This is a genomic window from Staphylococcus parequorum (assembly GCF_039237145.1).
Taxonomy (GTDB): Bacteria; Bacillota; Bacilli; order Staphylococcales; family Staphylococcaceae; genus Staphylococcus; species Staphylococcus equorum_A.
In genome coordinates this window covers 2,585,488-2,597,387 of the sequence record NZ_CP150682.1, presented here as the reverse complement: position 1 = coordinate 2,597,387, position 11,900 = coordinate 2,585,488, and the positions used below count along the sequence as shown (strand labels likewise).

At 31.8% G+C, this 11,900-nt stretch carries 12 protein-coding genes and 1 pseudogene; 7 read left to right on the top strand and 6 right to left on the bottom strand.

Translation table 11 applies throughout. The annotated features are described in order from the left end of the window. The first annotated feature begins 57 nt into the window (after positions 1–57). The 4 genes from AAA453_RS12790 (at position 58) to AAA453_RS12775 (ending at position 2,125) form a co-directional block, all read left to right on the top strand. A complete protein-coding gene (locus AAA453_RS12790; RefSeq protein ID WP_427705299.1) occupies positions 58–528 on the top strand; it encodes an N-acetyltransferase family protein in 471 nt (156 codons plus the stop codon). A 42-nt stretch (positions 529–570) separates the two neighbouring features. Next, positions 571–783, top strand: a complete 213-nt coding sequence (locus AAA453_RS12785) for an SA0632 family lipoprotein (protein ID WP_069815252.1) — start codon at positions 571–573, stop codon at positions 781–783. Positions 784–1,163: 380 nt separating this feature from the next. Next, positions 1,164–1,460, top strand: coding sequence for a hypothetical protein (locus AAA453_RS12780; protein WP_069832662.1), 297 nt, complete (start codon positions 1,164–1,166; stop codon positions 1,458–1,460). Positions 1,461–1,558: 98 nt separating this feature from the next. Next, positions 1,559–2,125 (top strand): GNAT family N-acetyltransferase, encoded by a 567-nt coding sequence (locus AAA453_RS12775; protein WP_427705296.1) that lies wholly within the window; start codon positions 1,559–1,561, stop codon positions 2,123–2,125. Positions 2,126–2,293: 168 nt separating this feature from the next. Here the strand turns inward: AAA453_RS12775 and AAA453_RS12770 are convergent. Next, positions 2,294–3,725, bottom strand: a pseudogene (locus tag AAA453_RS12770) (PLP-dependent aminotransferase family protein). Between the two features lie 182 nt (positions 3,726–3,907). On the opposite strand from AAA453_RS12770, the gene AAA453_RS12765 reads away from it, so the two are divergent. Further along, positions 3,908–4,525, top strand: coding sequence for a LysE/ArgO family amino acid transporter (locus AAA453_RS12765; protein WP_427705294.1), 618 nt, complete (start codon positions 3,908–3,910; stop codon positions 4,523–4,525). Between the two features lie 142 nt (positions 4,526–4,667). Here the strand turns inward: AAA453_RS12765 and AAA453_RS12760 are convergent, their stop codons facing one another. The 4 genes from AAA453_RS12760 to AAA453_RS12745 form a co-directional block, all read right to left on the bottom strand. Then, positions 4,668–5,234 (bottom strand): TIGR00730 family Rossman fold protein, encoded by a 567-nt coding sequence (locus AAA453_RS12760; RefSeq protein ID WP_002508350.1) that lies wholly within the window; start codon positions 5,232–5,234, stop codon positions 4,668–4,670. A gap of 2 nt (positions 5,235–5,236) precedes the next feature. Next, entirely contained in the window at positions 5,237–5,701 is a 465-nt protein-coding gene (locus AAA453_RS12755) for a YaiI/YqxD family protein (protein ID WP_069815257.1), read from the bottom strand. 5 nt (positions 5,702–5,706) lie between these two features. Further along, positions 5,707–6,408 (bottom strand): hypothetical protein, encoded by a 702-nt coding sequence (locus AAA453_RS12750; protein ID WP_021339403.1) that lies wholly within the window; start codon positions 6,406–6,408, stop codon positions 5,707–5,709. A 329-nt stretch (positions 6,409–6,737) separates the two neighbouring features. Next, positions 6,738–7,613, bottom strand: coding sequence for an undecaprenyl-diphosphate phosphatase (locus AAA453_RS12745; RefSeq protein WP_069815260.1), 876 nt, complete (start codon positions 7,611–7,613; stop codon positions 6,738–6,740). 265 nt (positions 7,614–7,878) lie between these two features. Between AAA453_RS12745 and AAA453_RS12740 the strand changes: the two genes are divergently transcribed. Together AAA453_RS12740 and cydC are read left to right on the top strand one after the other, a co-directional pair. Continuing rightward, positions 7,879–9,510, top strand: coding sequence for an ABC transporter ATP-binding protein/permease (locus AAA453_RS12740; protein ID WP_427705291.1), 1,632 nt, complete (start codon positions 7,879–7,881; stop codon positions 9,508–9,510). Next, positions 9,507–11,183 (top strand): thiol reductant ABC exporter subunit CydC, encoded by a 1,677-nt coding sequence (gene cydC / locus AAA453_RS12735; RefSeq protein WP_427705289.1) that lies wholly within the window; start codon positions 9,507–9,509, stop codon positions 11,181–11,183. The genes AAA453_RS12740 and cydC overlap by 4 nt, the downstream gene beginning before the upstream one ends. A gap of 147 nt (positions 11,184–11,330) precedes the next feature. Here cydC and AAA453_RS12730 read toward each other — a convergent pair whose 3' ends face one another. Further along, complete coding sequence (locus tag AAA453_RS12730) at positions 11,331–11,774, bottom strand: MarR family winged helix-turn-helix transcriptional regulator (protein ID WP_069815266.1); 444 nt, start codon at positions 11,772–11,774, stop codon at positions 11,331–11,333. Between the last annotated feature and the right edge of the window lie 126 nt (positions 11,775–11,900).

Here is an 11,900-nt window from a genome sequence, read left to right as displayed (position 1 = left end):
GGATTATTATGACGAATATAACATTATAAATCAACATTACTTTTTAAAGGAGAAAATATGGAGAAACTTACACTTAAACAAAAACAATATATTACTAAAATCGCAGACATACATGAAAGTGAGCTTGCAAAACAAAATGAAGATTATCGGAAAAGTCGTTTATCTGTTGTACTACGTGAAGAAATGATAAATCATGGATTGAAATATAATACAGATATAGTATGGCTTGAAACACAGAAAGAACAACTTATAGGTTTTATTTGGGCACGCTATTTAAATGATTATAATAAAGTGATCATAGAAATGCTTCATGTTAATGAAGCATTTCGTAAACAGGGGATTGCTACGCGTTTTAAAAATGAAGTCGAAGCATGGGCAAGAGCACAAGGCGCTCAAAAAATTGAAAGCACAGTGGCCAACCACAATATTCAGATGCAACAATTAAATCTAAATATGGATTATCATGTTAGTAAAGTCATAATGACTAAAAATTTAAGGGTAAATAATGAAGATAATACAGAAAAATGATAAAATTAATTTATTATAATAGCATGAAAAAGGAGTATTTATATGAAAAAGTGTTTAGCACTCATATTAGCATCGACGATTGCATTAACCGCTTGTGGGAAAGATGATGAAAAAGCTTCTTTAGAAAAAGATATTGATAAATTAGAGAAGAAGAATAAAGATTTGAAAAAAGAAAAAGAAAAACTGGAAAAAGAACAAGATAAACTACAAGACCAGTCGAAAAATTTAGAGAAAGAAATCAATGCTGAAACATAAAGCATACGATTTTAAGGCGTTATTCATTACTATTCTTATGTGTAATCTATAGTAAAAATGATTGGCTTTGTTACAAAATTGACGAACGAATTTCCGGAAAAATAAAATATTATTTGTATAACATATAGAAATCACATTTAATGCTATTTTAGATGATATTTCTTTATTTCCTAGGAAATCATTGTATTATGGTTTTAGTAATTGGTATAATGGGTATCATTAAACATAATAAAGATTAATATAAAACATACAAAATAAATTTTTAAAATATGAATTTTGGAATATAGGTCGATTATTATTCAGTAATATTCACTTCATAGGACAAATGTAAGAATGAAGTAGATTAATAAGTCGTCTATATAGAAAGAGGGGTAAGCATTATGCATGAACAAGATTTTAATTTATTAGAAGGTCGTTCAATTACTTTACCTGAATTAGGTAGAGAATTAGAAAGTATTACAGGTAGAGAAATAAAAGATTCAACAGGTGAAATCAAACGCGTGATTGCGCATTTACCTAACTTTGAATCTGATACAGATACGTTTGTTGCTACTTATAAATTAAACCATAAAAATGATTTTATTGATGCAACATTTACTGCACCCAAAAGTGAACGTAATCGCTTAAAAGAAGTAGCTGTTAATCTTGAATTAATTAGCTATATTACAAGAGCATAATCAAATTATAAATAATATTATGGTAGCGCGATATGAAAAGATTCATAACGCGTTACTTTTGTATAGAAAATTATATTTCCAGTATAGAGGTGTAACATATGACAGTTTATATTGAAACTGAACGTTTAAGGTTACGAGACTGGCAAGAGGAAGACTTATTATCATTCCAACAAATGAATGCGAATCAACAAGTTCGTAGATATTTCCCGAGTTTATTAAGTTATCAACGTTCAGAACACGATATGAATAAAATGAATGAAATGATATTAGATGATGGCATTGGTTTATTTGCTGTAGAACTTAAAGAAACCAATGGGTGGTTAGGTTTTATAGGTTTGAATTATGTGACAGAAGAGAGTGAATTTCCATTTGAAGAGTTACCATTTTATGAAATTGGTTGGCGACTCATTCCAGAAGTTTGGGGCAATGGCTTAGCTACTGAAGGTGCAGAAGCGGTATTGAAGTATGCGAAGGAACAAGGTTTAAATGAGGTATATGCTTTTACTGCGGAAAGTAATGAACCTTCACTCAAAGTGATGGAAAAAATAGGGATGGAAATTTATGATTATTTTGAACATCCAGAATTAAGTAAACATCATCCACTTCATAGACATGTAAGATATTATAAAAACTTAGCTATGTTAGGTGATGAAGGCTTAAGATAAGGTGTTTAATACGATGTGAAGTAAGCAGTTTATCTGAATATGTTAGTGGATTCAATGAGAAAAATTGTGAATATACATGAATTCAGGGTATACATCAACTTTTTTAAAATAATAAATCTCATCATTAGTTTTGAACCTAGTGATGAGATTTTCTTTTTTTAATATTACTTAATTTAAAGCAGTGGGTGTTTGAAATTGAATCAATTCACTTAATGATTTTAATGCTTTATCTATATCGTTAACATCTATATATGAATAAGAAAAGCGTATATAATCTTTGGATTTTGTATCATATATTTCTCCGGGATTGATTAAAATTTTGTGTTTTATAGCTTCGTCAAACAATATTTTCATATCAATAGGTACATTTAATTTAAACCATATATAAAAGGAACCTTTTGGTGTTTTCCAAGTGCCTAAAGCAATTAAGTGCGTGTTCAATGAATGTAAAAACACATCTCTTTTCTTTAAAAGTGCGTGCTTCAATTTGATTAAATGTCTTTCATGATAAGAAGGTGTATTGAGCCATTCAGTAGCAACGAATTGTGAAAGTGAACTTGCTCCATAATCATTTTGCATTTTTAAGTCGGCTAAATGTTGTACTACTGAAGGTTTTCCTATAATCCAACCAATTCTCAGGCCAGGACTCACAGTTTTCGACAAACTATTGAGATATAATATATTATCATTATCCTCAAAAGACTTTAATGGAAGTGGACGTTCATCACCAAAATATAAATCGCCATATACATCATCTTCTACAATTGGTATTCCAGCTTTTTTACATTGAATGATTAATTTTTGTTTTTCGTCTATTGTATATGAATGCGTGGTTGGATTATGTAATGTAGGAATACAATAAAAAATACTATTATTGTATGCTCGATGTTGCATTAAAAATATTATTAATATTTCTTTTTATTTCAAAAATAGGTATATGTTTAATATCAGCTCTAATATTATGCCAAGTACGTATAGAATTAATGTATGATGGCGTTTCTATAATGATTTTCGATTGTGGGACGAGTAAGCCATCAGCAATTAACTTCAGGCCTTGCAAAGCACCGGAAGTGATACAAATATTCTCCTCATTACATATTATGCCTGATTTTTTTACATGGTTTGATATCGCTTGTCTTAATTTTAAACTACCTTGTGGGTGCTCATAGTTTGTATTAAGTAAGTCTTTTTCGCTTGTAGAAAGAATTGCTTTGAATTTTTCATTTGGAATTAAATCTGGACTAAGTTCTCCAGTGCTTAAGCGAGTTAAATTAGATTCAAACTCTAATTTGTTAATCATTTGTATAAAGTATTGATTGTTTTTTGAACTACTATTACTAATATATTTTTGCCAATTTGTATTGTTATTTATGTAAGTGTTCCACTTGTTGTCTGAAAGATAAAGTCCACTTCTTTCTTTTCCTTCTATAACACCATAACTTTGAAGAATATCTAAAGCTTGTATAATAGTTGAACGGTTTACATCGTAGTAGTTTGCCATTTCTCGTTGCGATGGCAATTTCATACCACGTTTAAATGTCTCATTATTTATTTTTGAAATGATATCATCGACGATTTTTTTGTATTTGGGTTTGAACATATATACGCTCCTATATAAAATCTGGTTGGTATTTTAATTAGCTTCTGGTTGGTCCGATTTCCTTGGATTTATTATAGTATAGTACTTATAGACCTTATATTCATATATTTTTAATGGAAAAAGATTTTGAAATTGGTCTGGTTTAATTTTGTAAATTTAAAATTGAGAAATGAGGAATAAACATGTTTCAACCATTAGCTCACGGCTTTTTACTAGCGCTGGGGTTGATTTTACCATTGGGTGCGCAAAATGTATTTGTATTTAATCAAGGTGCCAATCATAAGCGTATATATAAGTCGTTACCCGTAATTATTACAGCAGGTCTGTGTGATACATTTCTTATTGTGTTGGCAGTGTTGGGTGTATCGGTTATTTTACTCTCATTTCCCATATTGCAAGTTACTATTTATTGTATAGGTTTCGTTTTTTTATTATATATGGTTTGGTCGTTATGGAAAGTAAGGCCAGATGAAGTGAAGCGTTATCGACCAATGACAGCGAAGAAGCAAGTTGGTTTTGCGATTTCTGTATCGTTACTGAACCCACATGCAATTATGGACACGATTGGGGTCATTGGAACGAATGGGGCTATTTATGATGGTTTGGATAAAGTCGTGTTTACTATTTCAACTATAGTTATATCATGGGTTTGGTTTTTCTTTTTAGCAATTTCTGGAAAAATGATAGGTAACGTTGATAAAACAGGTAAATACATTCTGATATTAAATAAAGCGTCTGCTATTATCATTTTAATTGTTGCGGCTATGATTCTAAAACAATTAATAACGCTTTTACTATAGGAAGATGTAGTGAAATGAATGTGCGAACTTTTTTGTTAGAAAGCGCATAATAACATAAAAGGAGATAAGATTTGAGAAATCTTATCTCCTTTTATTGAAGTTTAGGATTTATATCCCAACGTTATGTTTTTATACGATATATTTAATCATAAGTTCTAATGCCAAGTGGTTTATAATTGTTTATCGCTTCGAATAGTGATTCTTTCGTATTGCACAAAGGAGCAAGGTTTTTGTATTTAGAATCTATGAAACCTTCTTGAATCATGTGATCTAAAAGTGCTTGTAAGGGCTCGAAAAAACCATTGATATTGAACACGGCAATAGGTTTCTCGTGAATACCGATTTGAGACCAACTATACATTTCGAAAAATTCTTCTAATGAACCTGCGCCACCTGGAGCCATTACAAAAGCATCAGCTAATTCAGCCATTTTATTTTTTCTTTCATGCATAGAATCTACTAGTATCAACTCGCTTAATTTTCCACTTGTGATTTCTTTTTCATTTAACATATTTGGCATGATGCCTACAGCACGACCGCCATGATCTAATACGCCGTCTTGAATAGCGCCCATGATACCTACAGAACCAGCACCAAATATTAATTCATAACCTTGTTCAGCCATATACTTACCTAACTGATAAGCTTCAGTAATATAGGTTTCATCGTTTCCTTTACTGGCACCACAATACACCGCAATACTTTTCATTTTTATTCCTCCTTGTTCGACATCTGATTTGCTATGATAGACGAAAAGATAGCTTCAAATTCAGCTACATCTTGATCAGTAAAAGCTGAGGGGCCTTTTGTACGTCCGCCGCTTCGTCTAAATTGAGCACTCGCATGACGTTGCTCTAATAATGTATCAATATTTTGTTGCGTGTAGATGTAACCTTTATGATGCATAACTATTTTCGTCTTGTTTAAAAGTAAGCTGGCTAAGCCATAGTCTTGTGTGATCACAATGTCACTAGGGCGTACCAGTTTTACAATTCTAAAATCAACAGCGTCTGGTCCATCGTCTACATAGATAATATTCACGTGGTCTGGTTGTACTACTGTAGAAAAGTGACTGAAGCTACGAACAACGGTAACAAAAATGCCTGTCCCTTCAGTCAATTCAATTACTGAATTGGTTACAGGACAAGCATCTCCATCAATAATGACTTGTGTCATTAGGCTTATTTACCATTTTCTTCTTTGTTTTGTTTAACAACACTTTTGGCCACGTAGTCTTTATATTTTTTGAATTCAGATAAGCGTGCTTTTTTGTTTTTCTCTTGCACTTTTTCTTCTTCTTTATGACGTTTGTCTATATTCTTTTGCAGTAATTTATCAAGCTTGCTTACTTCTTTGCGATTTTCTTTTTCTAGTTTTTCGCCTTTTTTCTCTGTTTCATCATCAAGTTTACCTGGAGTTAATCCAACTTTTTCCATGTGTTTATTTGATTTTTTCATGTCTTTGATACGTTGTTTCTTATTATCTTGACGTGCTTTTTCTTCTTCTTTATGACGTTTGTCTATATTTTTTTGCAGAAGTTTGTTCATTTTATCTGCTTCTTTGCGATTTTCTTTTTCTAATTTTTCGCCTTTTTTCTCAATATAGGCTGGATCATGTTCTTTCGCGATACGTTTAAGTTCACGTTTTTGATCCATGTCATGTTTTTTATCTGCAACGTAGTCTTTTGCGTGAGAAGATTTTTCTACAACGTTATCTTTAACGCGTACAGATTTATCTGCAACTGTTTTAGAAGCACTAACTGTTGCGTCACTTGCTTTTTTCACATCAGGATGATCCTTAATACGTTTGCGTTCAACGATTAGCGGTACTAAAAACACAGGTGCTACTGTGATGATTGTTTTGATTAATTGCTTTTTGTCCATACTCGTTGCCTCCATTTACTTTTATACTATCTACACATTACCCTATAATACACGAAAATAAACGCTAAATACAGTCTGTACAGAAAGATATACGTCATTTATGATAGCGATAATAAACAGAAGAGGCTAAGACAAATTTGTGTCTTAGCCTCGATTATTATTTTGGTAGTAGCTAACTGAACTAAAAAAGCACTTGCATTCTTTTGCTAGTCAGCTTTATTAATCTGAGTTTATACAACGAAACTTTATTAGAAAAATTAGATTTCTGTTTCACTGTTTCAAAACATTGAGTTATATTGATGCATAAGCACATAGAGTCCATTGAAATATTATTCGCCTGTAATACCTTGTCCAATACCGAAACCGAAATAAAGGATAGCGATAATAATAACTAAAACAATTCTATATATAGCAAAAGGAATTAATTTAACTTTACTAATTAAGTACAAGAATGTCTTAATTGCAATTAAACCTACAACGAAGGCAGCAATAAAGCCTAATGCATAAAAACCAATATGGTCTAAATGAATATATTCAAAGTTTTTAACAAGTGATAAACCACTAGCTGCTAGCATTACAGGAACAGCCATAATGAAAGTGAAGTCTGATGCTGATTTGTGATCCATCTTCATTAATACACCCGTAGATATTGTAGAACCAGATCTACTGAAACCAGGCCACATTGCAACTGCTTGTGATAGTCCAATTATAAATGCTTGAACATAATTGATTTGGTCAACTGATTGTGGGTTTGTAACTTTTTTACTATAAATATCGGCTATGATCATATAAATAGCGCCAATAAACAATCCAATCATTACAGTTGGTACACTGAATAAGTATTTTTGAATAACGTCATCAAATAATAACCCAAGGATACCTGCAGGAATCATACCGACAATAATATGTAGTAAGTTTAAGCGATTCGGTTTTTGACCAACGCCATCGATAGAAGATGCTCTGTACTTACCAATATGAAGCATTTCGAAATAACGTTCACGGAATACCCATGCACCCGCAAAAACAGAACCAAGTTGTATTACAATTTTAAAGGTAAAAGCTGATTCTGATCCTAAAAATTCACTTGATTTTAACCACATGTCATCGATAAGGATCATGTGACCTGTTGAAGAAACAGGTGCAAACTCTGTTAACCCCTCAACAATACCTAGAATAAGTCCTTTAATCAATTCAAGTATTAACATAATTTACCTACTTTCATATTACTAATTAAATTTCATAGATTTTCATTTTATAATGATAGCACAATAAAAATGTAACGCGCCACATATAAATGTAATTTTAGACTAAAGACTGAGATTAATATAATAAAAGGAATTCAAGCATTGAAAAAGAGAAATTTCTAATTATGTCTGAAATATGAAATTAACATAAAAAAGTACTAATAATAATGAGCGAATTCATTTAATTTTCAATGAATCAGTTTATAATATGTGGCAGGTGATAATTGTGAAAAGATTAACAAATTTAGCATTTAAATATAAAATATACCCAATGTTCATGTTTGTAATCAGTACATTATTAGCTATTACCGTGGTCGTTCAGAATATTTCTATTGCAGAAATTTTAAATGCAATGTTATTAGAAACGAACCAAAATTTGTTAATACTATTACTGTTTACATTATTTATTTTAATCGCACGTGCAACATTTAATACAATAAATCAAATGATAGGTAATCGCATGTCTACAAAAGTGAAATATGATTTGCGACGCCAACTTATTTTAAAACAGTCAAAAGAGCCAATTGGGGTTCAAATGAATACCTTGACTGAAAGTATTGATGGAATTGTTCCATTTTTTAATAGTTATTTCCCACAAGTATTTAAATCAATGATGATTCCATTGTTTATCATTGTTGCTATGTGTTTTATTCATTTAAATACGGCTTTAATTATGATAGTCACTGCACCATTTATTCCTCTTTTTTATATTATTTTTGGATTAAAAACACGTGATGAATCTAAAGATAAAATGACCTATTTAAACCAATTCAGTCAGCAATTTTTAAACAAAGTTAAAGGACTTATCACTTTAAAACTTTTTAATAGAACAGCTCAGACAGAACAAGAATTATATGAAGAAAGTACGACATTCAGAGATTTAACTATGCGTATTTTAAAAAGTGCTTTTCTATCCGGGCTCATGCTTGAATTTATCAGTATGCTTGGGATTGGTCTTGTAGCTTTAGAAGCTGGGTTAGGATTGATTTTATTCAATAGTATTGATTTTAAAACAGCTGCCATTGCAATCATATTAGCGCCTGAATTTTATAATGCTATTAAAGATTTGGGACAATCGTTCCACACTGGAAAGCAAAGTGAAGGATCGAGCGATGTGGTTTTCGAATTATTAGATAAACAAGAAAAAGCATTGAAACCTGAAGTACGTGTTAATGCACAACAATCTGCATTAATTAAATTGGCGAATGTTAGCTTTAAATACGATGATGCACAACAAAATGCTTTAAATAATATTAATTTGAATATTTCTAGAGGAGAGCAAATTGCGCTCGTCGGGAAAAGTGGTGCCGGTAAATCTACACTAGCACAGGTTATTGTACAACGTTTCGATGCTCAGTCAGGTGAAGTGACTTATCAAAATGCTAACTTGAAATTAGGCTTTTTAAGTCAAATGCCCTATATCTTTAATGCTTCTATACGCGATAATATTACTATGTTTCAATCTATAGATGAAAACAAAATATTAAAAGTATTAGAAGATGTTGATTTAAAAGAAAAAGTACTATCTTTAAAGGATGGATTAGATACATGGATTGGAGAGGGCGGTGAGATGCTCTCAGGCGGTCAAATGAGGCGTGTAGAACTATCTCGAGTACTAATGATTCAACCAGACGTACTTATCTTTGATGAGCCTGCTACTGGCTTAGATGTGAAAACAGAAAATATTATACAAGATATAATTGCACAACAATTTGTAGATACAACTGTAATTACGATTGCACATAGAGAAAATACTATTAAAAATGCTGATAGACGTATATATATTGAAAATGGCTATTTGACATCGATAGATACACGAGAGAGAAGAAACAATGATAAAGGTGGTGACGTAACATGAAGCCACATATTCAATTTAAAATAGATAGAGATTTGATACTTTCGATTATTGTGGGTGTTCTAGGAAGTTTAGTAGCACTTAGCATGTTCTTTTTAAGTGGTTATATGGTAACGCAAAGTGCGCTGGGTGCTCCGTTATTTGCATTAATGGTTCTGATAGCTTCAGTAAAATTATTTGGATTTATAAGAGCAATTGCCAGATATATTGAAAGATTGCTATCACATAGAGCGACTTTTACAATGCTTAGAAACGTTAGGGTTCAATTTTTTAAACATTTAATTCCGGTGGTTCCCGACGTATATCGAAAATTTAATTCCAGTGATTTAATCGCACGAATGATTGGCAGAGTTGAAGCACTGCAAAATATATACTTGCGTGTTTATTATCCACCTGTAGTAATCGGCGTTACAGCAATCATTTCTACAATCGTAATGATTTACTTCTCATATGTACATGCAATTATCATATGTATTAGTATGATTGCTACCTTAGTAGTAATACCATGGTTAAGTGCTAAGCGTGCACGTATATTGAAAAGACAAGTTAACGACGTTCAAGGTGATTTTTTAAACCGATTTTATGATTATAAAGAAGGTTATGAAGAGTTGGATCGTTTTGGTCGAACAGAATTTTACAAAAAACAAGTGCTTAATCAATTGAATGACTATGAAGCAGCTCAAGCAAAAGAGCAACGATTTTTATCGTTATACGAATATAGTCTAAATATTGTTTCGATGATTGCATTATTTTTCACACTGTATTTAGGTGTGGTTCAAGTACAAAATCAAGAATTAGACGTTGTTTATTTAACAAGTATTGTATTAATGATGTTGACACTTTTTGAACAGGCCATACCTATGAGCAATGTAGCTTACTTTAAAGCGGATACTGACGAAGCTTTCCATGATATTAATGAAGTGATTGCTCATCCTATGAAGCAGGGCGAGGAAGCAATGCATTTAGAAGTTTTACCTACCGAGCCGTTGTACGAGGTTCGAGACCTCAACTTCAAATATTGGAACCAAGCAAGTTATGTATTACAAGATATCCAATTATCCATTGATAAAGGCGAACATGTTGCTATTATTGGGCCTTCAGGATCCGGTAAAAGTTCGTTATTGCAACTCATGTTAGGTTTGTATCAAAGTGATAAAGGGGAGATATTATTAAATCATCAAGATATTACAAATATCGTAGATGAAGAAAAATATAGTCAAATCAATGCCCTATTACAAACACAACAGTTATTTGATGGCACAGTGAGAGAGAACTTGTTTACTGAAAAAGATGATGCTGAGCTACGCAACATTTTAGTTGATTTAGGTTTGGGTCATATCGATTTAGATAGAGACATTACCATATCTGGTAATACATTATCAGGTGGTGAAATACAAAGACTTGGAATTGCAAGATTATTATTAAGAGATGCACCAATTTGGATTATGGATGAACCTACTACAGCACTCGACATATATCATACAGATAGCGTAATGGATAGCATTCATGCCAAAGCTCAAACCTTAGTTGTTGCAACTCATGATTTAAGGTTGCTACCGTATTTTGATAAAATTGTAGTTATGAGTGAAGGGGAAATCGTAGAAACTGGTAGTTATCCATCTCTAATTAAAGCAAGAGGCTATTTATATCAAATGGTTGAGATGAATGTTTCATAAACGAAAAGTTACATTATTTTGCTTATAAGTAAAAAAAAAATGGAGCTCAAACACAAATGTGTTTGAGCTCTCATCATAAATCAAGTATATTTAATGAATAAATTTTGATAGAAGAACTATCTAATATTTACCATTGCCATTGAAAAATTATTTTGCTTTTTCTTCTGTGAAGGCAGTGATTACTTTTGAAAGTAATCGATTTAGTTCTTTAGATTCATCTGAGCTTAATGAAGATGCTACTGCAACATCTTGACAAGCTGTATCTAATTCAGGGCGAATTGCTTCGCTCTTATCAGTTAAATGAATGAATACTTCACGTTGATCGATTTCAGAACGCTCGCGTTTGATTAGGTCAACTTGTTCCATTCTTTTAAGTAATGGAGATACAGTACCAGTATCAAGTGCCAATTCAGTAACGACTTTCTTAACATTGACAGGTGAATCAGCCCATAAGATTGTTAAAACTAAAAACTGTGGATAAGTCAGTTTGTATTTCTTAAAGACATTATTTGAGTAATAGCGATTTACTTGTCTTTGAGCATTATACAAACTGAAACAAAGTTGTTCTTTTAAATTAAGTGGTTCAGACATAAAGTTCTCCTCCAGACATTCTATCCGTTTTCTTCTGTATCGGACCTGAATCCGTCTTATGATGTGTGTGTGACACTTCCTCAAAACACTTTTGCACTGTGCCATGCTAAAATGTAGTGTACGTAT

What these genes read in the sequence shown, in the direction of transcription:
- AAA453_RS12790 (WP_427705299.1), top strand. Translation starts at nt 58, where the DNA reads ATGGAGAAACTTACACTTAAACAAAAACAATATATTACTAAAATCGCA.
- AAA453_RS12785 (WP_069815252.1), top strand. Translation starts at nt 571, where the DNA reads ATGAAAAAGTGTTTAGCACTCATATTAGCATCGACGATTGCATTAACC.
- AAA453_RS12780 (WP_069832662.1), top strand. Translation starts at nt 1,164, where the DNA reads ATGCATGAACAAGATTTTAATTTATTAGAAGGTCGTTCAATTACTTTA.
- AAA453_RS12775 (WP_427705296.1), top strand. Translation starts at nt 1,559, where the DNA reads ATGACAGTTTATATTGAAACTGAACGTTTAAGGTTACGAGACTGGCAA.
- AAA453_RS12765 (WP_427705294.1), top strand. Translation starts at nt 3,908, where the DNA reads ATGTTTCAACCATTAGCTCACGGCTTTTTACTAGCGCTGGGGTTGATT.
- AAA453_RS12760 (WP_002508350.1), bottom strand. Translation starts at nt 5,234, where the DNA reads ATGAAAAGTATTGCGGTGTATTGTGGTGCCAGTAAAGGAAACGATGAA.
- AAA453_RS12755 (WP_069815257.1), bottom strand. Translation starts at nt 5,701, where the DNA reads ATGACACAAGTCATTATTGATGGAGATGCTTGTCCTGTAACCAATTCA.
- AAA453_RS12750 (WP_021339403.1), bottom strand. Translation starts at nt 6,408, where the DNA reads ATGGACAAAAAGCAATTAATCAAAACAATCATCACAGTAGCACCTGTG.
- AAA453_RS12745 (WP_069815260.1), bottom strand. Translation starts at nt 7,613, where the DNA reads ATGTTAATACTTGAATTGATTAAAGGACTTATTCTAGGTATTGTTGAG.
- cydC (WP_427705289.1), top strand. Translation starts at nt 9,507, where the DNA reads ATGAAGCCACATATTCAATTTAAAATAGATAGAGATTTGATACTTTCG.
- AAA453_RS12730 (WP_069815266.1), bottom strand. Translation starts at nt 11,774, where the DNA reads ATGTCTGAACCACTTAATTTAAAAGAACAACTTTGTTTCAGTTTGTAT.